This is a genomic window from Methylobacter arcticus (assembly GCF_050917435.1).
GTDB classification, from domain to species: domain Bacteria; phylum Pseudomonadota; class Gammaproteobacteria; order Methylococcales; family Methylomonadaceae; genus Methylobacter_A; species Methylobacter_A titanis.
In genome coordinates this window covers 1,779,386-1,801,768 of record NZ_CP159583.1, presented here as the reverse complement: position 1 = coordinate 1,801,768, position 22,383 = coordinate 1,779,386, and the positions used below count along the sequence as shown (strand labels likewise).

Annotated in this window: 16 protein-coding genes; 6 read left to right on the top strand and 10 right to left on the bottom strand. The window is 47.8% G+C overall.

The features are described 5' to 3' along the window. Positions 1-28: 28 nt before the first annotated feature. Together ABXJ76_RS08615 and ABXJ76_RS08610 are read right to left on the bottom strand one after the other, a co-directional pair. On the bottom strand, positions 29-952 hold the full coding sequence (locus ABXJ76_RS08615; RefSeq protein WP_432746064.1) for a carbon-nitrogen hydrolase family protein: 924 nt from the start codon (positions 950-952) through the stop codon (positions 29-31). Beyond that, positions 942-1,541, bottom strand: a complete 600-nt coding sequence (locus tag ABXJ76_RS08610) for a GNAT family N-acetyltransferase (RefSeq protein WP_432746062.1) — start codon at positions 1,539-1,541, stop codon at positions 942-944. The genes ABXJ76_RS08615 and ABXJ76_RS08610 overlap by 11 nt, the downstream gene beginning before the upstream one ends. A gap of 175 nt (positions 1,542-1,716) precedes the next feature. Between ABXJ76_RS08610 and ABXJ76_RS08605 the strand changes: the two genes are divergently transcribed. The 3 genes from ABXJ76_RS08605 (at position 1,717) to ABXJ76_RS08595 (ending at position 6,600) form a co-directional block, all read left to right on the top strand. Further along, complete coding sequence (locus ABXJ76_RS08605) at positions 1,717-3,405, top strand: exo-beta-1,3-glucanase (protein WP_432746060.1); 1,689 nt, start codon at positions 1,717-1,719, stop codon at positions 3,403-3,405. A 175-nt stretch (positions 3,406-3,580) separates the two neighbouring features. Then, positions 3,581-4,351 carry an MBL fold metallo-hydrolase gene (locus tag ABXJ76_RS08600; RefSeq protein ID WP_432746058.1) on the top strand — a complete coding sequence of 257 codons (771 nt, stop codon included), beginning with the start codon at positions 3,581-3,583 and terminating at the stop codon, positions 4,349-4,351. A 2-nt stretch (positions 4,352-4,353) separates the two neighbouring features. Then, the gene (locus ABXJ76_RS08595) at positions 4,354-6,600 is read left to right on the top strand and encodes a putative bifunctional diguanylate cyclase/phosphodiesterase (RefSeq protein ID WP_432746056.1); all 2,247 of its coding nucleotides are present in this window, start codon (positions 4,354-4,356) and stop codon (positions 6,598-6,600) included. Positions 6,601-6,718: 118 nt separating this feature from the next. Here ABXJ76_RS08595 and ABXJ76_RS08590 read toward each other — a convergent pair whose 3' ends face one another. Beyond that, on the bottom strand, positions 6,719-7,552 hold the full coding sequence (locus ABXJ76_RS08590) for a CvfB family protein (protein ID WP_432746054.1): 834 nt from the start codon (positions 7,550-7,552) through the stop codon (positions 6,719-6,721). Positions 7,553-7,647: 95 nt separating this feature from the next. After that, positions 7,648-10,515 carry an RNA polymerase-associated protein RapA gene (gene rapA / locus ABXJ76_RS08585; RefSeq protein WP_432746052.1) on the bottom strand — a complete coding sequence of 956 codons (2,868 nt, stop codon included), beginning with the start codon at positions 10,513-10,515 and terminating at the stop codon, positions 7,648-7,650. Positions 10,516-10,789: 274 nt separating this feature from the next. On the opposite strand from rapA, the gene ABXJ76_RS08580 reads away from it, so the two are divergent. Beyond that, positions 10,790-11,104 (top strand): glycine zipper 2TM domain-containing protein, encoded by a 315-nt coding sequence (locus ABXJ76_RS08580; protein WP_432746050.1) that lies wholly within the window; start codon positions 10,790-10,792, stop codon positions 11,102-11,104. 76 nt (positions 11,105-11,180) lie between these two features. Beyond that, complete coding sequence (locus tag ABXJ76_RS08575) at positions 11,181-11,588, top strand: hypothetical protein (RefSeq protein ID WP_432746048.1); 408 nt, start codon at positions 11,181-11,183, stop codon at positions 11,586-11,588. Between the two features lie 260 nt (positions 11,589-11,848). Here the strand turns inward: ABXJ76_RS08575 and ABXJ76_RS08570 are convergent, their stop codons facing one another. The 5 genes from ABXJ76_RS08570 to ABXJ76_RS08550 all read right to left on the bottom strand — a co-directional run bounded on the left by ABXJ76_RS08570 (position 11,849) and on the right by ABXJ76_RS08550 (position 19,632). Next, positions 11,849-12,793 (bottom strand): PilZ domain-containing protein, encoded by a 945-nt coding sequence (locus ABXJ76_RS08570; RefSeq protein WP_432746046.1) that lies wholly within the window; start codon positions 12,791-12,793, stop codon positions 11,849-11,851. Positions 12,794-13,072: 279 nt separating this feature from the next. Continuing rightward, positions 13,073-17,200 carry a phosphoribosylformylglycinamidine synthase gene (purL, locus tag ABXJ76_RS08565; protein ID WP_432746044.1) on the bottom strand — a complete coding sequence of 1,376 codons (4,128 nt, stop codon included), beginning with the start codon at positions 17,198-17,200 and terminating at the stop codon, positions 13,073-13,075. 295 nt (positions 17,201-17,495) lie between these two features. Further along, entirely contained in the window at positions 17,496-18,170 is a 675-nt protein-coding gene (bamC, locus tag ABXJ76_RS08560; RefSeq protein WP_432746042.1) for an outer membrane protein assembly factor BamC, read from the bottom strand. Beyond that, complete coding sequence (dapA, locus tag ABXJ76_RS08555) at positions 18,167-19,099, bottom strand: 4-hydroxy-tetrahydrodipicolinate synthase (RefSeq protein ID WP_432746040.1); 933 nt, start codon at positions 19,097-19,099, stop codon at positions 18,167-18,169. The genes bamC and dapA overlap by 4 nt, the downstream gene beginning before the upstream one ends. Positions 19,100-19,185: 86 nt before the next feature. Further along, entirely contained in the window at positions 19,186-19,632 is a 447-nt protein-coding gene (locus ABXJ76_RS08550) for a YaiI/YqxD family protein (RefSeq protein WP_432746038.1), read from the bottom strand. Positions 19,633-19,753: 121 nt separating this feature from the next. Between ABXJ76_RS08550 and ABXJ76_RS08545 the strand changes: the two genes are divergently transcribed. Further along, the gene (locus tag ABXJ76_RS08545; protein ID WP_432746037.1) at positions 19,754-21,553 is read left to right on the top strand and encodes a DEAD/DEAH box helicase; all 1,800 of its coding nucleotides are present in this window, start codon (positions 19,754-19,756) and stop codon (positions 21,551-21,553) included. A gap of 1 nt (position 21,554) precedes the next feature. On the opposite strand, the gene dnaQ is transcribed toward ABXJ76_RS08545, so the two are convergent. Continuing rightward, complete coding sequence (gene dnaQ, locus ABXJ76_RS08540; RefSeq protein WP_432746035.1) at positions 21,555-22,310, bottom strand: DNA polymerase III subunit epsilon; 756 nt, start codon at positions 22,308-22,310, stop codon at positions 21,555-21,557. Positions 22,311-22,383 lie beyond the last annotated feature (73 nt).

The window sequence follows — 22,383 nt, the reverse complement described above, 5'->3', positions numbered from 1 at the left end:
CGTTAGGTGGTTTTTGTCGACGGTTTAATCAGGACCGCATAACAAATGCCTGTTGCAATGGCCAGTCTTTGTAGTTAAAGACTTGTCCTTGCTCCCGAACCGTAGCGCAAGCACCGAGCGATACTTCGGCAACAACCCATTGTACCGCATTGAGTTTGCCTGCCGCTAAAATGCCGTTATCAGGAAATCCACGATCCACAGGCGTATAAACAGCCGCTGCACCGATATTGACATCGACGGCTTCAGACCACGGCGCATTGCCTACCAGCGCAGCTTGAACGACATAACACTGGTTTTCCAAGGCTCGCGCCTGACAGCCTATTTTGACGCGATGATAACCTGCCAGCGTATCGGTACAACTAGGCACTAAAATCAGATTTGCTCCCGCTTCAACCTGTTTTCTTGCCAGCATCGGAAATTCACTGTCATAGCAAACATTGATGGCGATTTTTCCGTATTCGCTATCAAAACACCGTAATTCCTCACCGCTTTGAATCAGCCATTGCTCGTTTTCAAAACGGGTCATCATCAGCTTATCCTGATAATCGAACTGACCGTTCGGCATAAACAAATAAGCCCGGTTTCGATAGGCGCCGGAATCTGTTTTTACCGGAAACGTGCCCGACTGGATGATGCACTGGTATTTTTTAGCCAGCATTTGAAACAAGTCCAGATAATCTTCAAGCAATGACTGCATGGCTGCCAACTGCTTGCTTAACGATGAATAAACCGCCTCGCCTGCCGAGCCTGCTCCCGGCAGGCTTACGGCATACACACCATCCTTGGCGATAAACAACGAGGCCAATTCCATACTGGCATACTCGGGAAAAAGCAAAATCTTCGCATCCTGTTGCGCCGCTTCACCCACCCAGCGTTCAACTTTGCTTTGATACTGTTGCCAGTTTTCCAGAAAACTGATGTCGTACTGAGCTGTCGCAATTTTAACGTTCATTTTTCAACCAGAAAGTCATCGGTTTAGGCGTCTCGTCAACATCATCCAGATCTTTCCAGCTATAGATTGTGTTAAGTTCAGGATGCTTGGCGTAGCCGCGTTTGTTCCAAAATTGATCCAAAGGCACATAATCGGCTGGTCGCCTGGGATGATCTACTGGTCGCTCGACACAACAGAAACAAATATGCTTGAAGCCGCCCAATTCCTCGGCGTGAGCCTCTCTTTGTTCGAAAAATTTAACGCCGATACCCAGACCGCGATAAGCCTTGTTCAACACCGACTCACTGCAATAAAAAACCTCGCCGAGATCGTAACCCTGCTCGATAAACGGCTTTTTCAGCTCATCGGTTTCATATTTCATCGGAATCGCTGTCGATGCTCCGACCACGGTATCGCCATCGAACGCAATCACGATGACGCTTTCGGGACAATCGATATAAGTCTGTAAATATTTTTTTTCATAATCTATGTTCCCGTCATACAAATACGGAAAGTCGCGAAACACTTCAATTCTAAGCCGCGCGAGTTCAGGAATAAACGGTTCCAGAGCTGCGCCGCTCCATCTTTCAATGCGCATGTTTTTAGCCATAAGGTTACAGAAACAAAAAAAACCGTATTTTAGCTGAACGCTTAGCGTTTGCGTAGTTTATGCCATAAAAAGTCTGCCCATATTCAAAAGATAACCATTGTGAGATGATGCTGATCTAATCGGTGTATGTTATAACGCCCTCTTTCAAAATTTTTTCAATCTACTGATCCTAACTATGAGAATTGCTTTATTCGTTGCATTGGTTGTTTTACTTAACGGCTTGTTAGGTTGGTTTACCAACTTACCTCAGGATGTAGGGTCGGACGTTCCGTCAGGAAAACTCAACAGCCTATCATTCGCTCCGTTTCGAGAAGGCCAGGGGCCTATGGATGAAAAATTCCCCACACCCGAACAAATTGACGCTGACTTGCGTTTAATGGGTGAAAAAACCTACTCTATTCGCACCTATGCCAGCGCGGAAGGCAGTATGCCGGTTATTCCCGCCTTAGCGCAAAAGCACGGATTGAAGATGATTCAAGGCGCTTGGCTGGGTTCCATAAAAGCCGACAATGAAACAGAAATCGCCGAAGTCATCCGCTCCGCCAACGCGAACCCCGACGTGGTCAAACGGGTTATCGTCGGCAACGAAGTACTGTTACGCGGCGATCTGGAGCCGGTTCAGCTGATTGAATACATACGCGAAGTCAAACGCTCGGTTAAACAGCCGGTTTCTTATGCCGATGTATGGTCTATGTACATGAAATACCCGGAGTTAATCAAAGAAGTGGATTTTATTACCATCCACATTCTGCCCTACTGGGAGGATAAACCTATCACCGTAGACCAGGCTCCTGAGCATATTGAGCGCATTTACCGGCAGGTTCAACAGGAAGCCGATTCCATTGCCCCCGGCAAACCCATACTGATCGGCGAATCAGGCTGGCCGGGCGCAGGTAGGCAACGCGGCTGGGCAGTGCCTAACGTGGTAAACGAAGCAAAATTTATCCGTAAATTAATTGAAGTAGCCACTAAAAACGGCTTCGATTACAACATTGTCGAAGCCTTTAACCAATCCTGGAAAAGTGACTTTGAAGGTGTAGTCGGTGCTAACTGGGGGCTTTATTCTGTCGATCGTAAAGAGGTTTTTCCGTTGACCGGAAAAGTCTACGAAAATCCGGGTTGGTTTAACGGCGTTATCGCATCGACAATCCTTTTTCTATTCATCGTTATCGGCTGTTGGAAGCCATTACAAGCGTTATCATCAATGCGCCTAGCGGTTTTTTTGCTATTCTCGCAACTGCTGGCCTTACTGCTGGCAAGCATGACTGAGAACCTGTGGTATACCAGTTATAGCGACTGGCAGCGTCTTCAGACAGCGCTAATCGCGGGAGCAAACGCACTCTTAGGCGGCTTGATATTGCGGCGCAGCTATGCGCTGTTTGCCAATCAAACGCCCCATCCAAAACTCGGCTCCTGGATATATACGCTCTATATACTGTTTGCCGGATTTGCCGTTTATAAAACCTTCGGCCTGGCGTTAAATGGGCGTTATATCAGCTTTCCGACGGCAGCGGTTTATATTCCTGTTATTGGGGTTTTGGGCTTAATGATCATCAGCTATATGATCGAACGTTCATATTCGTTAAAGACCCTGGAGATTAACCGATTGGCTGGACACCAAAATACCAAAGCCGATCAGGATAAGATAATGGGCTACGCACTGCTGATCGTGGGCTTGGCGCTGATTATTCGGGAAAGCCAAGCCTTCCTGGAAAGCCGCGACTTTATCCTCGCTTATCCTGATGTGCTAGAACGAATTGGCGTTGCCTTGGTTTTTTCCGTAACCAACTGTCAATTACTGGGATGGTTAATGTGTCTGGCTATACTCGCGTTACCGCTTTTGGTGAGTGGTGGTAAGAAATAAGCAGCCATTAGCTATATTCGCTGTTTACCGGTTTCTTATCATGATTTTTATAACGGCAATATAGTTTTTACAACTTATGGTGCATTAATAATAGCTTATAACCATGCTTTTTTAAATAACCTGAAGTAAACTAGGGAAAATATAAAAATCATAAACCAGCAGAAGATTAGGGAATATGCGCAACATCACATTATTTGAATCCATTGATCACCGTTTTATTTTACTCAACGAGAGTGAGCCGGGCGAAGAAGACGGCGTTCGTTCCAATCAGTATCTGATCACCCATCATAATGACGGCGTACTGCTCGATCCGGGCGGTTTTGGAGTGATGCCTCGGGTTCTGGCGGAAATGTTGCGCTATGTGGGACCGGAACAAATTAAAGCTATTTTTTTGTCGCATCAAGATCCCGATATTGTCGGCGGCCTATCAACCTGGCTGGAACTGTGTCACTCCCCGGTCTATGTTTCCAGTATCTGGATACGCTTTTTGCCCCATTACGGTTTAAAAGACATGGCCCGATTTGTCGGCGTACCCAACGAAGGCATGGACTGCGAACCCTCTCCCGGTTTTAAACTAAAAATCGTACCCGCACATTTTTTGCATTCCGAAGGCCAAATCAACGTATACGATCCGATTTCTAAAATCCTGTTCACCGGCGATATCGGGGCGGCAATGTTACCCATGGATAAAAATGACGCCTATGTAGACGATTTTATCGATCACATCCCTTATATAAAAGGTTTTCACCGTCGCTACATGTGCTCTAACAAAGCGATACGCTGTTGGTTAGAAACCATTGCCGACCTGGATATTAAGATGATTGCCCCGCAACACGGCCCAATTTATCGGGGCGCTGCAGTTCAGGATTTCTTAAACTGGCTCAAAGATCTGCAATGCGGCATTGATTTGATGCAGCCGGGCGGATACTTTCAGGAAGAGGATTGAGCATGGGCCAGTTATCGCACGACTGCATGGATGCAGGAGGTAGAGCAACGCATGGAGCAGTTGCCGAGCCCAGTCATCTGGAGGCTTTACGCTTAAGCATTATCACTCAGATAGCCGAGATTTTAGAAAACCAAACACGCACTCAGCGCTCTGCAACGGATATATCCCAGCTTAATCATAATGTACATCAGGAGATTATCAGTAAATTGATGACGGCCATGTCCGCTATGGCTGCCGATGACTCCAACGCCATGATTGCGATGATTCCAACGATTACGCATATCATCAATACCTGCACAAGACTGGATCGGAGTCTTGACTTGCTATTCCAGCAACGCAGTGAGCAGTGGACGGCTAATGACCGACACATCAAAAACCTGCTGATCGAATTCAATCAAACTTTACTTGAGCTGTCTTCTGTTTTGATTGAAAAAGACTTGCTGGAGCGCCAAAGCCAGGTACTGGAACGCATTATCCTGTCGCACGAACACATCTCGCAATGGAAAGAATTTGTACAGGAAATTCTGGCGGATTTTTACACCATTTTCCCGTTTAGTTTTTTTTACATCGCCTTTGCCGAAGAACATGGCTTATCGTTGTATTTGTATTATCTGGGCGACTGCCCGGATGAGGCACGAACACAAGCGCGAGGCTTGCTGAGCAAACAGATGCTTGAAAGCATTGGCCTGCCCCCTGATGCGCCGCTAGATATTGAAGAATTTCATATTAATTGTGGTGCTGCAATCAAGCCAAATTTCGATATTAAAATGATTAGCGTGCCGGTACCCGATCACTCGACCAATTTGGCCGGGTTATTAGGGGTCGCTTACGCCGCTGAAAACAGCTTATCCGCACAAGAAGCCAGCGTTATCCGTGCGATACTTGCAGTGATGGTCATGGTGGTCGGTTCCAGCAAGGTGTTATCGCGTACCCTGTTAGAACTTGAATACTACGCCGTACATGATCCTCTTACCGGACTGCATAATCGCCGCCAGTTTAACGATATTTTAAACTATGAAATAGGTCGTTCCGAGCGTCACCAGCATGAGTTTAGCTTACTGATGCTCGACCTGGACGACTTTAAGGACATTAACGATTCCTATGGGCATCCCGCCGGCGATACAGCGCTGTGCTCCATCGCCAATGTGCTGCTTGAACATACCCGTAATGGCGATTTGTGCGCCCGCATCGGCGGAGACGAATTTGCCATCATCCTGACTGAAACCGGTCCAAAAGGCGCCCGGGTAGTTGCCGAAAAAATAGGCAAAGCACTGAGGGAATTAGCCATCACCTCCGCACAAGGTAATCGCTTTCATTTAACCGTCTCCATAGGTGTGAGCAGTTATCCGGTTGATGGCCTAACCATAGATACACTGTTGGAGGGCGTCGACGCCGCCATGTACAAAGCTAAAGACATGGGTAAAGACATGGGTAAAGACAGCGTTTTCGCCTTTGATGCAACGGAGGAGCGCATCAGTATTCGCGAGACCCGCGATAATGCGGAAAGTCTGCGCGAGGCGTTAAAAGAAGGCCGGATTATTCCCTATTATCAATCGATAGTTAATTGCCAGACCGGCGAACTCTATGCCTTTGAAACGCTGGCCAGACATAAATCGCCAACAGGAGAAACAACTTCGGCGGCAATGTTTATCGAAACCATTGACAAATATGGCATGGCACGTGATCTCGACCTCGCTATGATCAACAACTCTTTTGCCGCTAAACGCGCTGCCATGGATGCCAACCGCCCGGAAGCGAATGCGAAAGTTTTTATCAATTTATCGGTACAGGAAATTCAAGGCCGTGGCATTTTGGGTTATGCCGAAGAGCTCTGCCAACAACTGGAACTCCCCCCGGAAAGCATTGTATTTGAATTGCTGGAACGCGATGCGATTGGCGATATGGCCAACATGCGCCGGTTTTTGACCAATCTGCGTCGTAAAGGTTTTGCCTTTGCGCTGGACGATTTCGGTACAGGTTATAACTCGTTTCATTATTTGCGTGAGTTACGTTTTGAATACGTCAAAATTGATGGCGCCTTTGTGCGTAATATACTGAGCTCTAAAGTGGATTATGCCTTGGTACATAACTTGTCGCGATTATGCCAAGACATCGACATCCTCACCGTTGCCGAATTTGTCGAAAATCAGGAAATTTGGGAAGCGCTTAAAAGTATGGGCATCAATTATGCCCAAGGCTACCATATCGGCATGCCGCTGCCTGAGATGCAGCTACCCTTGAAAAAATAAGATGAATGAGTTCTGAATCTAACCATACTGCTTTCAATTTCGTTGTATTACCTCTTTTCGTAACCCAACACATTACCGCGGCATGGTATATGTTGAGTTAGAAAAGCATCAACCCAATCTACAGGTTAACCAGCTTAATCCCATTTTTATCAACAGTGATTAATTGTTGCTTATATAACGCACCAATCGCCTGTTTGAATACTTTTTTACTGACTCCGAACGCGGCATAAATGGCTTCCGGCGGACTTTTATCGCTCAGCAGCAACTCGCCGTTATTGGCTTTCAGCTTGGCGATAATGCTGTCGGTAAGCGATACCACCTTACCGTATCCAGGCTGGTGCAAACTCAGGTCAATCTTATGATCTTCCCGTATCTGCTTAATGTAACCGTCCAATTTTTGGCCTTTTTTGACCGGCTGATACAACTCGTTTTGATACAACATGCCCCAATGGCTGTTGTTGATAATGGCTTTAATACCCAGATCAGAAGCATCGGCAATGATCAGCGACACTTTTTGGCCGACTTCAAAATCGACCGATTCATCGCTGAGTAATTTATCAATCTTGGTGGTTGCTGCAATGCGGTTTTGCTCGTCAAGAAATACCTTAACCAGATAAGACCGCCCTACTTCCATCTCATGGTATTGCTCGCTAAAAGGCACCAGCAAATCTTTAGGCAGGCCCCACTCCAGAAATGCCCCCACATAATTGAGCGACACCACTTTCATCCAGGCTATATCACCCACTTCGGCCAAGGGCTTTTTGCTGGTGGCCGCCAGATGACCCTCCGAATCCACGTAAACAAATACGTCCAGACTATCGCCAACCTGACAGTTTGCGGGCAGCCTTCTGTCCGCCAGCCGCACTTTTCCCGAGGTTCCGTCATCAAGATAGACATCAGCACCTTGTTGTTTAACGACATTCAGTTTATTTATTTTGCCGATATTTATCATAATTTATATACACATTATTCCTGTGGAGGCGACTTTAGTCGCCTTTTATACACCGGGCGACTAAAGTCGTCGCCCTTGCAGTGGAAAATCTTACATCAACTGGTAATCACAAACCTCACCGCATCCAGTCTTAACTGCGCGGCCTGGATGTTTTCATGCGCCAGCATGGTCATATCCTTTAGTTGCTCAATTTCTTCAGTTCTGATGCTCGGATTCACTTTTTTCAATCTAACCAGACGTTTTATCTCATTGCTCAGCGATTCCAACATCGCTTGAGTTGCCTGATCGACTAACGCTTGCATGTCGGCTTTGGCTTTTTTCTCAGCCACGCTCAATATATTGATAATGTGCGGCCTTTGACTGTTCAAAAAGGCAATAATTCGGTGTTTATCAAACTTAATACCGGCTTCAACCAAGTCACGGTGGTCGATGTCCGCACTGACATCCTTTTGGTATTGATCGATCAATACCCGAATCGGGGTAGGCGGCAGAAACCGTCCAATCTGTAATTCGGCAGGCGCGCTACATTCGACAATAAACAAACACTCCAGAAAAAACTGCCCGGCTTTAAAATCGCTATGCTTGATCACACTGATCGCGGCGTTGCCGGTCTCAGAGGACAGCACCATATCCATTGATGCGGTTACCAACGGATGTTCCCAGGTCATGAACTGCATATCTTCCCGCGCTAGAGCAATCTGCCGGTCAGTGGTGATGGTCATGCCGTCTTCCGTTAATCCGGGAAAATGCGAGACACGCAAATGACCGCTAGGGCGAATAATAAAACAATCCGGTGAATGGAACTCGGTATCTACGCCGTAACATTCAAAGACATCTTCCATATAAGGCCAAAGCACCCCTTCCTTCTCGTAGGCACTCATCTGCTCGATAAGTTCATCGGCCAATTCCTTGCGACAGGAATTCAACTCCAGCAATTGATCGCGACCATTATGCATTTGCGTTTCAAGTTCGGTGCTGAGCGCTTGAGTCTTGGCTATAAGGCTATCAATATCTGCTGGGCTACCGCTAGCCAAAACAGCCGCCAGTTCATCATGCAAAATATCCGCAACCCGCTGAGCCGACGAGCTGTTACTGGCAAACGCATTCAGGCCTTCATCGTACCAACGGTACAACACCGCATTATCAGTATGCTCCAGATACGGCACATGAATCTGGATAACATGTTTCTGGCCGATACGATCCAGACGGCCTATACGTTGCTGCAATAAATCGGGATTGGTCGGCAAATCCAACAGGATCAAATGATGCACAAACTGAAAATTCCGGCCTTCACTGCCGATTTCAGAACAAATCAATAGCCGCGCCGCACTTTCCGGATCGGCAAAATAAGCCGCCGCCCGGTCGCGCTCGATAATGCTCATACCCTCATGAAACACCGCCGACGCGATGCCGGCGCGGTTTTTCAGAGCTTGCTCCAGGTCAATCGCGGTTTGTGCCTGTTTACAGATCACCAACGCTTTATCGCCAGCTAACTGTTTGACCTTGTCCACCAGCCATAAGTAGCGCGGGTCTTGTTGCAGGTCGTCAGCATTTGCTTGCCCGGTCAAGGCATAGCCGTAACGTTCCCGTTCTGGAAAGCCCTGCACGGTTTGCCGCGAGTTTCTAAATAAAATCCGTCCGGTGCCATGATGATCGAGCAGCACATTAACCAGCGCATCTCGCGCCGCCGCCGATTGTTCAGGATCGTTCGCCGCACCTGCTCCTGGCAGGTTTGCGGCATGCACACCATCCCTGGCGATTAGGTTTTTCAGCAAGCCGTCGACATTGTCATCTTTCAGCAGTGCGGTTAAATGTTGCTGCGCGGCTTCATTCAGAACTTCCTCCGCCAGCAACAACTTCGCCGCATGAGCCACCGGCTCAAACAAGCGCTCTTCTTCGACAAAAGCGGCAAAGCTGTAAAAACGGTCGGGATCGAGCAATCTTAATCGGGCAAAATGACTTTCCTTGCCTAATTGCTCCGGGGTCGCCGTCAATAAAATAAGGCTGGGGGAAACCGATCCAAGTTGTTCGACAAACAGGTAGTCAGTACTGGGCGCTAGTTCGCTCCATTCCAGATGGTGCGCTTCGTCGACAATCACCATATCCCAGCCCGCCGCAATGGCCTGTTGCTGGCGACGCGGATAATTGGAAAAAAAGCCCTGACTGCATAGAATCAATTGTTCGGTTAAGAACGGATTATCGGCAGCGGCGTCAGCTTCACCCGCTTCAGCGAGCATGTCGTCTTCGGCATAGGTATCGAGACAGCGCGCCTCGTCAAAAATACTAAAGCGCAGATTAAAACGCCGCAGCATTTCGACCAGCCATTGGTGCAGCAGCGTTTCCGGCACGATAATCAACACCCGGTTGCTCAAGCCGTTAATCAGCCGATGGTGCAAAATCAAACCGGCTTCAATCGTTTTACCCAGGCCCACTTCATCGGCCAGCATGATTCTTGGTGCCGACCGGTTAGCCGATTCATGCGCAATAAACAGCTGATGCGGAATCAGCGATGCACGACCGCCCAGCAAGCCTTTAACCGGCGATTGTTGATGCTGTTGCAATCTGCGCCAGGTTTCATAGCGCAACAAAAACCAGGCGGAAGGATCGACTTGCCCGATAAACAACCGATCCTGAGGCTTGTTAAATTGGATGTGATGATTCAGCTCCACCTCATCCAACCGGACTTCCTGCCCGTCCTCGTCTTTGCCCACGTAAGTAATCAAGCCGTCCTGCTCAGTTAAACCGGTGACGGTTACTTTATCTTCGTCAATCGACTCAATAACGTCGCCTACCGAAAACCGGACGCGCGTTAACGGCGCGTTATCTTGCGCATACATACGCTTTTCATCACAAGCCAGAAAAAGCACCGTGACCCGCTTGTGCGCCACCTCAAGAATAAGACCTAAACCGAGCTCCGACTCGGTGTTACTAATCCAGCGTTGGCCGGGAATAAACTGTTCCATTTATTAAGATGCCATTGAGTAAATGTTGATTCAAATTGGATGCTATTATAAGCCATAAGCAGTAAGGCGGAATCATTCCGGCAATTAATTGTTGCACGAAACGAAGAGACCATGATTTAAGCATAACTTTAACGCCAGCCATCAAACAATTCAATTCGTTAAGCAGCCATTAAGGTTCAAGCGAATAATATGAGTCCAAAGCTTATCACTGAACATCATGCCTGTACCGACTCCATATATAACCAGGTTAAATTAATTATTTAAGGAAGAAACCATGAAAAAGTCACTTTTTTTTACTCTATTGGCTGTGTTTACCCTGATATATTCATCTGTATCCTACGCGTCAGGAGGTGAAGGTCGTGGTCATGGCAGAAAACACCACAACCATCATCATTCCGAACAGGCCAGATATTATCAGCAACAGCCTAGATATTCACAGCCTCAAGATCCGCGCTCTCACCAAGGTTTAGCCGGAGGTGTTGTCGGTAGTGTTTTAGGCTACGAAATAGGTAATGGCGACCCAATTGCTACCGGACTGGGCGCTGCCGCAGGTTCTTATCTCGGCAATGGCGTTGCTGGAAGACGCTAACCCTGTTTAATTGACCGGCAAACTTGATTTTATTAACTCAACACCGAACAACCCAACAAATCAAAGAGAAAATATCATGAAAAAATTATTTTTTTTAATTCAATTAACTGCCGCTGTCATCCTGTTTTCGCCATTATCTTATGCTGACGACGATGATTGGGGACACCGTGGTCACGGCTGGGGACATCATAGAGGACATCATGGTCATCATCGCGACCACGATGACTATTATGAGCAACCACAGGTCAATTACTATTATTCCCAACCTGAAGTTCGCTATTATCAGCAACCGCCGGCTCGTTATTACCAACAACCACAGTATTCAAACGATCCACGCTCCCACCAAGGCTTAGCCGGTGGGGTTATCGGCAGCGTTTTCGGCTATGAACTGGGAGGTGGCGACCCTGTTGCTACCGGACTGGGTGCGGCAGCGGGTTCTTTTCTCGGCAACGGAGTTGGCCAGGACTACCCAAGAAGATGGTAATCCAATCGGCCCAATGAAATATTGGGCCGACTAATCCTCTGCAATCAACAAATGTATGGGGTACGCTAACAGCTTAAGCTTTGTAGGAGCGGGCCATGCCCGCGAAAACTATGAGTCAAGATTTCACATCGTTGCCAACATATCGCGGGCATGGTCCGCTCCTACCGAGTCATTGCTCTGAATTCGGCATGAACGGCTTAAGAAAATCGTTCATAAAGCCCTTTACCCCGAATCATCATTCGGACGCTGATTTAATCAGCTTATAGTCCAAAAAGAACATAGAGAGTAATGCTCGCGATGCCAATTACGACCAGTTTAATTTTATTGAACAAAGACTGCTCCCACCAATAATAAAGCAGACTTGCTTTCTTATGCGCACAGATTACCAACAGGTTTTCTTTACTATGCCGACAAAAAGACGGCAATACCCGCAATACCTGCCACAGACGGTAAAGCCCATAGCCCACAAAAGATACCAGGATATAAAAAACAATGAGCTGGGTCTGCTGTAAATCGGTATGAAAAAAATGTTCGACGAGGTTGTCAAGATTGGACTCGATAAACTCAAAAACAATATGAAAGAACTCAAGGAGATGCTCGAACAAGAAATGAAACAGTTCGAACAATAAACCGAATGTCATATCAGGTGCAACGATAATTGCAAGGACAACGGCCAGTAGCAATCCATTAACCCATCTTTGCTGCAGCCGCTTTTTGTCCGCATACTTGATCAGTAATTCCCGATCTTTATCCTTCATATTGACAAAATGGACACCTACAAAATAAGGGTAGCGACTGTCGTCTTTTGCTTGCCTTTTTTCATAAAAAACAACCTTGCCGTAAGTTACGATGGCAGCCATGCTGGATACCAGCACTATTTTGATGATCAGATAGTCGCCTTCTTTAAGCGCACCCTCACAAATAAAAGCCATGCCGCCTACACTGATGTTGACGTCGTGGATTTCATTTTCCTTAATTTGGGCATTCGGAGTCATAACATCCGGCGAGATTATTTCCTCATCGGGCGATAGCAACTCCGAATTCTGCGAGATCATTTCAATATTAGAAGATGATACCGAGTTATTTAGAATATTGTCAAAAGTAGAGTACGGTTCGGTTACCAGCTTTTCATCTATTTTTTTGTAAAACAGATGAACTTCATCATAAATTCGGAAAAAAGATCTTCGATTTTTATTTTTCGTCATGTTGACCCTATCCATAATCCACGACCTCTAAACTTTATTAATGATTGAACAAGAGGAATCCCCTTTCTTTAGCTCACTGACATTATTAAGTTAAAAGTTAAGGATTTAATATAGCGTGGGCGCGAATAAATTCGCGCCCACGGCATTCAACCCTAACTATTTTCGGCTTAACTTAATGGCAGGCTCCTTTAGCTGTGGAGGATGTCAAATTGCTAGAATTTGGTTATACATTGCATATTTCAACCGTAAATAATACCTATATCAGTTAAACAAACACTTCTAGCCTACCCAAACCCTGGCGTTCCTGAACAGGCGCATCCACGCACCAACTTCATCCCAATCGTCGGGGTGCCATGAATTTTGCAGGGTCCTGAAGCAGCGCTCGGGATGCGGCATCATAATGGTAAAACGCCCGTCGGTAGTGGTCAATCCGGTAATGCCGAACGGCGAGCCGTTAGGGTTGGCAGGAAATTCAGTGGTCAATTCGCCGTAGTTATCGACATAACACAAAGCCACCGCACCGGCTTCCAACGCAACCGCAGGATCTACAGAAAATTCTGCGCGCCCTTCTCCATGCGCAATAGCGACCGGCATTCTGGAGCCTTCCATACCGACAAACAGTATCGATGGCGATTTTTGCACTTCGACCAAGGCCACCCGCGCTTCAAATTGTTCGGAGGTGTTGCGCATGAAGCGCGGCCAATGTTCGGCGCCGGGAATAATGTCTTTTAATCCCGACATCATCTGGCAACCGTTGCAAACGCCCAAGCCGAAAGTATCGGAACGTTGAAAGAATGCGGCAAATTCATCACGGCAGCGCGGGTTGAACAGAATCGATTTTGCCCAACCGCCGCCGGCGCCGAGCACGTCACCATAAGAGAAACCACCGCAGGCAACCAACCCGACAAAATCAGCCAAGCTCACCCGACCATGAACAATATCGCTCATGTGTACGTCGATACTGGTAAATCCGGCGCGATCGAATGCCGCCGCCATTTCTACATGACCGTTAACGCCCTGCTCACGTAATATAGCGACTTTAGGTCTTGCAGCAGTTGCAAAAACGGCGGTTACATCGTCATTGACATCAAAGCTCAGCGCAACATTCAAACCGGGATCTTCATCATCGGCGATGCGTTCGAACTGTTGCAGCGCGCATTCCGGGTTATCGCGCAAGGCCTGCATTTTGTAGCTGAGTTCAGACCAGATGCTCTGCAGTTCGGCCCGGCCTGCTGAATAAATAACTTCTCCAAAATGGTGAATAATTAATTGCTGCCCTGCATCCGGTGAGGGCGACGCAAGGCGCCCAGGGCGACTGAAGTCGCCCCCACAATATTCGGACTGAGTCATGGCGTAATCAACAACCTTACCTATGACATAAACGCAATCAATCAAGCCGGATTGGTTCAACAGCTCCACGATGCCCTTACAATCGCTTTGGCGCACCTGTAATACGGCGCCCAGTTCCTCGTTAAACAGCGCCGCCAGCACATCATCGCCCAGACTATCGAGCGTTAAGGTCACACCCAGTCTGCCGGCGAACATCATTTCCGTCACCGTTGCCAGCAAACCGCCATCGGAACGGTCATGATAGCTCAGCAGCTTATCTTGACCGTTCAGCGTTTGTATCGCATCGAAAAAAGCTTTTAATCGACTCGACTCATCCAGATCCGGGCAATCATCACCCAGTTGGTTGTAGACTTGCGCCAGCACCGAACCGCCCAAACGGTTTTTACCGGCACCCAGATCAAGCAAAATCAAGGCGCTGTCTTCATCAGGCACACAGCGCAGTTGTGGGGTCAAGGTAAGACTAATATCGGCAACCGGCGCAAACGCGGTAATCACCAGCGATAGCGGCGCAGTCATGGTTTTTTCGGCAATTGCTCTCGGCAACTGCTCCATGCGTTGCTCTACCTCCTCCATCCTTGGAGTCGTACCTCCTGCATCCATGCAGTCGTCAGCGGAGTCATCTTTCCACACGGTTTTCATCGACAAGGAATCCTTGCCCACAGGTATCGCGATACCCAGCGCCGGACACAATTCCATACCCACCGCTTTGACGGTATCGAATAAGGCCGCATCTTCGCCCTGGTAACCTGCGGCGGCCATCCAGTTAGCCGACAATTTGATTTTTTTCAACGAATCGATGCTGGCGGCGGCAATATTGGTAATGGCCTCGCCTATCGCCATGCGCCCGGATGCCGGTGCGTCGATAACCGCAATCGGCGAGCGCTCACCCATCGCCATCGCCTCGCCGGTCAACGCATGAAAACCGGAAGCCGTAACCGCAACATCGGCCACCGGCGTTTGCCAGGGACCGACCATTTGATCACGCGCCACCAAGCCGGTGACCGAACGGTCGCCGATATGAATCAAAAAGCTCTTATCGGCAACGGCCGGGAATGACAAAACACGCTTGACCGCCTCGTCCAGCTTGATGCCGCTAACATCCAGCGCTTGGGTGTTGGGTTGAACATGCTCGACATTGCGGTGCAGCTTCGGCGACTTGCCGAATAATACCGACATTGGAATATCGACCGGTTGGTCGCCCAACAACTCGTCGCTCAACGATAAATGCTCTTGTTCGGTCGCCTCGCCGATCACCGCAAACAAACAATGCTCGCGTTCGCAAAAGGCGGAAAATAATGCCAGCGACTCTGGCTTAATCGCAACCACATAACGTTCCTGGGCTTCATTGCACCAGATTTGCATCGGCGACATGCCTTTATCGGCGTTATGCACCTTGCGCAATTCAAAGCGGCCGCCGCGATCGCAGTCGTGGATGATTTCCGGCACCGCGTTAGACAAACCGCCAGCGCCAATATCATGAATCGACACGATCGGCGTATCGTGGCCCATCGAATTGCAATGGTTGATGACTTCCTGACAACGACGCTCCATTTCGGGATTTTCCCGTTGCACCGAGGCAAAATCCAGATCTTCCGAACCTTCGCCGGAAGCCTGCGAGGAAGCGGCGCTGCCGCCCAGCCCGATTAACATCGCAGGACCGCCCAGGATGATGATCAGCGAACCGGCCGGGATCGGGTGTTTATCGACCAGCATCGGTCGGATGTTGCCCATGCCGCCTGCGATCATTATGGGTTTGTGGTAGCCCCGAAATTCAGTGTCACTGTCCGGTACAGACTGCTCAAAGCTGCGGAAATAACCGGCCAGATTGGGTCTGCCGAATTCATTATTAAACGCCGCGCCGCCTAGCGGGCCTTCCAGCATGATGGTTAACGCCGAGGCGATGCGCTCCGGCTTGCCGTTATCCGCTTCCCAAGGCTGAGGAAATCCGGGGATTTTCAAATGCGATACCGAAAATCCGGTTAACCCGGCTTTAGGCGAAGAGCCGCGCCCGGTTGCACCTTCGTCGCGAATCTCGCCGCCGGAACCGGTTGCCGCCCCAGGATAAGGCGAAATGGCCGTAGGATGGTTATGGGTTTCCACCTTCATCAACAAATGCGCCTCTTCTTCGACATAGGCATATTCGCCGGTTTGCGCATTACGGATAAAAACCTGCGCGGTTGAGCCTATCGCTACAGAAGCGTTATCGCTGTAAGCCGACAAGATGCCTTCCGGGCTTTTTTGTGCGGTATTGCGGATCATGCTGAACAAGGATTGCGCCTGCTCTACGCCGTCTATCGTCCAATCGGCATTAAAAATCTTGTGGCGGCAATGCTCAGAATTGGCCTGGGCAAACATCATCAATTCAACATCGGTCGGATTTCTGCCCAAGGTTTGAAAGCTATCGGTCAGGTAATCGATTTCATCCTCAGACAAGGCCAGACCCAGTTCAGCATTAGCGCTAACCAGCGCGTCACGTCCTTGCGTAATAATATCGACACGCAATAACGGCTTGGGCTGATGCTGAACAAATAACTCGGCAATTGCTCCATGCATTGCTCTCGGCAACTGCTCCATGCGTTGCTCTACCTCCTCCATCCGTGGAGTCGTACCTCCTGCATCCATGCAGTCGTCAGGCTCAACGTCACCCTCTAAAACGGTTTGAGTCATGCGGTCATGCAATAACGCGGTCACTGCTACCGATAACGGCCCGTTAACATCCAGCGTGTATTCGATGCCCCGCTCGATACGATTAACATCGGATAATCCGCAACGCTGGGCAATCTCGGTCGCCTTGCTGGACCAGGGTGAAATCGTGCCTGAACGAGGCACCACCAGCAAATTCTGCCCCGAAATATCGATGCTGTCTTGCGTGGAGCCGTAAGCCAACAACTGTTTCAAAATTCCGGCCTGGTCTTCATTCAAGTCATTTTCAATATCCACAAAGTGAATAAACCGTGCTGAGACGGCTTTGATAGCAGGTTCTAAGGACTGAAGCTCAGCCAGTAGTTTGTTAATACGAAAGTCAGAAAGCGCGGAAGTTCCAGGAATTTTTAACATTTGAAAAGAAGGTTCAAGGTTCAAGGTAAAAGGTAAAGGGTAAAGGGCGAAAGGCGAAAGGCAGATGCCGAACCACTGTCATTAAGTTAAGCCGAAAATAGTGAAATGTCGTGGGCGCGAATTTATTCGCGCTTTTTTAATTCCCATCGCGCGAATAAATTCGCGCCGGAAATTCCAGAAATTTTTAACATTTTAAAAGAAGGTTCAAGGTAAAAGGTAAGGGGCAAAAGGCGAAATCCCGTACCACTTAGAGGCTTTTTAGCCCTTAGCCTTTAGTCTTTCGCCTAAAGATAAATCACTTAGCCAAATCAGCTTTAATGGCGTCATGCAAGAGCGTCAACAATCGTAAACTTCCCTGATCAGCAACCGGTTGCTGCTGGTTGTCCATGATAATAACGTCGGTCTGCTGGTTGTTTTCTACCAACTTGAGAACATATTCTCGTTCATTGGTTTCAAAGCCAGTGAAGAAAAAAACAAGCTCGTCCCAAAAAGACCCATCCTCTACTACTTGTTTGTTCGGGTCATACTGGACATGAAATAGCCTTTCTTCCTGATTGCGATTAGGCACCTCAATAGAATTTCGGCTTAAGGCTTTGCCAACCATACGCCAAGCTGTAATTGATGACGCACCGATACGTAATCGCTTGGTTCCCTGATCAGCGTCAACCAACTCAAGCTGAATTAATTTCCGGTCTATATCCTGATCTGTTTCAGATTGCGGAGCAGAGGGTTCGACATTGATCGCTTCATCAATCGAGTCAGCGGCGACGCTCGTTTCAGCAACCGGGGCGGCAGAGGGAACTTTTGCAACTGAGTTATTCATCAGATCGGATGGCAACACCAGCGGTGGAATTTCAGTTGTAAACTGATAATCTTTTTCCTTGTCTGGAAATAAATTTTTTATGTAAGTGCAGGCGGATACATTAACCAAAACCGCAATGATAAAGACTAAACTGATTTTAGTTTTCATGACGCGTTCGACTGTATGGACGCAGGAGGCAGAACAACCCCGGAGCAGTTGCCGGATATAATTCCAGCCTGACGCATAGCATCGCGAACCGCATCAAAGCAATCTTCAGTCAACCAGGTTAATGGTAAACGGATACCCTTCCCCATCAACCCCATTTCGGCGACCGCCCATTTAACCGGAATCGGATTAGACTGAATAAACAGCATTTTATGTAATGCGCCCAATTTTTTGTCGATGGCTAAAGCGGTTTCTCCATCGCCCGCTATCGCCGCCTTAATCATGTCATGCACCAGTCTTGGAGCAACATTTCCCGTTACCGTAATACTGCCGTTGCCGCCCAGCAGACAAAATTCTCGACTGGTCGCATCGTCGCCGGTATAGATGGCAAAATCATCGTTAGTCAAATCACGAATTGTTTTAACTCTGGACAAGTCAGCGGTCGCTTCTTTAACACCGACGATATTTTTAATATGCGACAGGCGGCCAACAGTTTCCGGCAGCATATCGCAAGCGGTACGCCCAGGCACATTGTATAAAACCTGAGGAATGTCGACAGCCTCGGCTATCGCCTTGTAATGCAGATATAAGCCTTCCTGAGTAGGCTTGTTATAATAGGGGGTCACGATCAGACAGGCATCGGCTCCGGCTTCTTTAGCCAGACGGGTCAGGGTAATCGCCTCAGTGGTCGAATTAGCGCCGGTTCCGGCAATCACCGGCATTCTGCCGCCGACAAAGTCAACGACACATTGAATCACAGCGCAGTGTTCATCCTCATCCAGCGTCGCCGACTCACCTGTGGTTCCAACAGCGACAAGGGCATCCGTTCCCTCTGCTATATGAAATTCCACCAGCCTTTTTAAGCTGTCTTTATCCACCGCACCGTGTTCATCCATCGGTGTGACTAATGCTACGATACTACCTTGAATCATGAAATTTCTCGATCAGAATTAATGCTGTTACAAAACTGGCGACATTATAACAAGCAAATAACCAAAACTCAGCCTGATGCGTAACTTTACCGGTATTTAGCCAAAAAACGATCCAGCACATTGGCAAAATCCTGCTTATCTCGCTGTCCAAGAGGCGGCGGACCTCCGGATACCTGTCCAACACTGCGCATTTCTTCCATAAAATCACGCATGGCTAATCGCTCTTTGATATTTTCTTTAGTATAAAGCTCACCTCTTGGATTGATAGCATGAGCATTTTTTGCTATGACTTCAGCAGCCAGAGGAATGTCAGCAGTTATCACCAGATCATTTTCCTGTAAGTGGTTGACAATGTACTTATCAGCCACATCGAAACCGCCTGCAACCTGAACCGTATCTATAACTTTGGATGGAGGCGTTTTTAAATACTGATTAGCAACCAGCGTCAACGGCAACTGCTTTCGTTCCGCCGCGCGAAATAAAATATCTTTAATCACATTAGGACACGCATCTGCATCAACCCAAATTCTCATTATCCGGCTCTTTGTCTCGTTAATTTTTATGCACATATTGATATAGTGAGTTATAATGCGCTGATATACAAACACATTCCCCCGCGCTTACGCGCATTCTATATCTACAACAGGTAAATCCATGTCCAATGATGTTTCTACATTACCCTCTTTCCGTGATTTAGCGCTGATTGAACCGGTGCTAAAGGCACTGAATGATGTCGGTTATGAAACACCTTCACCCATACAAGCACAAACCATCCCACTCCTACTGCAAGGCAAAGACGTTCTGGGACAAGCACAAACAGGAACCGGCAAAACTGCCGCATTTGCCTTACCGATTTTGTCGCGCATCGATCTCAAGCAAAAAGACCCGCAAGTACTGGTACTGGCGCCAACTCGCGAACTGGCCATTCAGGTGGCAGAAGCGTTTCAACGTTATGCCTCGCATTTGAAAGGTTTCCATGTTCTGCCTATCTACGGCGGACAGGACTACAGCACCCAGTTGCGTCAGTTAAAACGCGGCGCTCATGTCGTTGTCGGTACGCCGGGTCGGGTTATGGATCACATGCGCAAAGGCACATTAAATCTGAAAGGACTCAGCTTTCTGGTTCTTGATGAAGCTGATGAAATGCTGCGTATGGGTTTTATTGATGACGTGGAATGGATTCTTGAGCAAATTCCGGAACAAAGACAAATCGCCTTATTTTCTGCGACTATGCCTTCCGTTATCCGTAAAATCGCTCAGCAATATCTCAATGAACCTGTTCATGTCACTATTAAAGTCACCACCGCATCGGCTGAAAACATACGCCAACGCTATTGGATGGTCAGCGGCGTACACAAACTGGATGCCCTGACTCGTATTCTGGAAGCAGAAACCTTTGACGGCATGATTATCTTTGTCAGAACCAAAACCGCAACAGTTGAGCTGGCAGAAAAACTGGAAGCGCGTGGTTATTCAGCGGCCGCAATTAACGGCGACATGTCTCAAGCATTGCGTGAACGCGCTATTGCCAACCTAAAAAGCGGTAAACTGGATATTTTAATAGCCACTGACGTTGCTGCGCGTGGACTGGATGTAGACCGCATCACTCACGTCATCAACTATGACGTTCCTTACGATACCGAATCTTATGTTCACCGTATCGGTAGAACGGGACGCGCCGGACGCACCGGTGACGCCATTTTGTTTATTGCTCCCAGAGAAAGAAATCTGCTGGCCAATATTGAAAGAGCGACCAAACAAAAAGTTGAAGAAATGGGCTTGCCTTCAACCGAGGTCATTAACAATAAACGTATCGCCCGCTTTAAACAGAACATTTCCGATACACTGGCAGCCGAAGAGCTTAGCTTCTTCAGTCAACTGATAGAACAATTCCAACAAGAGCACAATGTAACCGCATTGGAAATAGCAGCCGCACTGGCAAAGCTAGTTCAAGGCGACACGCCTCTGTTAATGCAAAACCTGCCTAAAAGACCCAAAGATAGCCGTGATGATCGACCATCCAGAGATGACAGATCCTCAAGATCCGATAGACCCGACAGACCGCAAAAAGACCGCAAACCAAAACGTGCGTTCGGTGGCGGGGCAGATATTGAAATGGAAACCTACCGCATTGAAGTCGGTCACAATCACGGTGTAAAACCCGGTAATATTGTGGGTGCCATAGCCAATGAAACCGGGATTGATGGCAACCATATTGCTCGCATTAGAATCCAAGACGACTACAGCACCGTTGAGTTACCAGCCGGCATACCGAAAGAATTGTTTCAGGAATTGAAAAAAGTCAGGGTAGTCGGCCAGCAACTTAATATATCCAAAATGGATGAAGGCGCTAAAAAAGCAGCGAAAGACGATGACGATACTAAAAAAGTAGATAAAAGCAAAAAACGGGTAGGCTCAACATCCAGACGAGCAAAACCGAAAGCTGAAGATTAATCTACAAATCTGTGGGCGACCCGCCGGTCGCCCCTACGCTCCAGAGACAAGTGCCTGCGGCTTTTTCAATAGCCTCCAGGCGTTGTTGATGGGCGTTTAATTCCTGTTCAGTACAACGTATGACTTTCAGCGCGGGACGATCCGTTAACAAATATTTAACCTCGCTATTCGCCGTCACATCCACCGCCTTTCCCTGTACTTCATCCAGCAACGAAGACTGTCCGCCAGTCATCAATAAAAATACATCGGCAAGAATTTCGGCATCCAGCAGTGCGCCATGCAAATCCCGATGGCTGTTATCGATACCATAACGTTTACATAATGCATCCAGACTATTGCGCTGCCCCGGATGTTTTTTTCTGGCATAGGTCAGCGTGTCAAAGACTTTACTGTAATCTGCGACTGTTCCGGCCTGATTATTCAACCGTGAAAACTCATAATTAATAAAGCCGACATCAAACGGCGCATTATGAATAACTAGCTCAGCACCCTGAATAAACGCAATAAAATCCTTAACAATATCCGCAAAAGAGGGCTTATCCTCTAAAAACTGATTAGTGATACCGTGAACCTCGATGGCGCCGTCATCAATGATCCGCTCGGGGTTAATATAAGTATGAAAGCGCTTGCCCGTTAAACGGCGATTAACCAGCTCCACACAGCCAATTTCAATAATCCTATGTCCTTCCTGAGGATTTAATCCGGTAGTTTCAGTATCGAGAACTACCAGTCGATTGGTAAATGTTCGTTTGTCCACACGCCACCTTAGTCTTTTGTTAATTATTTTTTAAGTATAAATTCTTTAATTCGAGATTGCTTATTAGTTTTTT

Coding starts and splice junctions, on each gene's coding strand:
- bamC (WP_432746042.1), bottom strand. CDS start 18,170: ATGAAAACTAAAATCAGTTTAGTCTTTATCATTGCGGTTTTGGTTAAT.
- ABXJ76_RS08590 (WP_432746054.1), bottom strand. CDS start 7,552: ATGATAAATATCGGCAAAATAAATAAACTGAATGTCGTTAAACAACAA.
- ABXJ76_RS08615 (WP_432746064.1), bottom strand. CDS start 952: ATGAACGTTAAAATTGCGACAGCTCAGTACGACATCAGTTTTCTGGAA.
- rapA (WP_432746052.1), bottom strand. CDS start 10,515: ATGGAACAGTTTATTCCCGGCCAACGCTGGATTAGTAACACCGAGTCG.
- ABXJ76_RS08580 (WP_432746050.1), top strand. CDS start 10,790: ATGAAAAAGTCACTTTTTTTTACTCTATTGGCTGTGTTTACCCTGATA.
- ABXJ76_RS08570 (WP_432746046.1), bottom strand. CDS start 12,793: ATGACGAAAAATAAAAATCGAAGATCTTTTTTCCGAATTTATGATGAA.
- ABXJ76_RS08575 (WP_432746048.1), top strand. CDS start 11,181: ATGAAAAAATTATTTTTTTTAATTCAATTAACTGCCGCTGTCATCCTG.
- purL (WP_432746044.1), bottom strand. CDS start 17,200: ATGTTAAAAATTCCTGGAACTTCCGCGCTTTCTGACTTTCGTATTAAC.
- ABXJ76_RS08545 (WP_432746037.1), top strand. CDS start 19,754: ATGTCCAATGATGTTTCTACATTACCCTCTTTCCGTGATTTAGCGCTG.
- ABXJ76_RS08605 (WP_432746060.1), top strand. CDS start 1,717: ATGAGAATTGCTTTATTCGTTGCATTGGTTGTTTTACTTAACGGCTTG.
- ABXJ76_RS08600 (WP_432746058.1), top strand. CDS start 3,581: ATGCGCAACATCACATTATTTGAATCCATTGATCACCGTTTTATTTTA.
- ABXJ76_RS08595 (WP_432746056.1), top strand. CDS start 4,354: ATGGGCCAGTTATCGCACGACTGCATGGATGCAGGAGGTAGAGCAACG.
- ABXJ76_RS08550 (WP_432746038.1), bottom strand. CDS start 19,632: ATGAGAATTTGGGTTGATGCAGATGCGTGTCCTAATGTGATTAAAGAT.
- dapA (WP_432746040.1), bottom strand. CDS start 19,099: ATGATTCAAGGTAGTATCGTAGCATTAGTCACACCGATGGATGAACAC.
- ABXJ76_RS08610 (WP_432746062.1), bottom strand. CDS start 1,541: ATGGCTAAAAACATGCGCATTGAAAGATGGAGCGGCGCAGCTCTGGAA.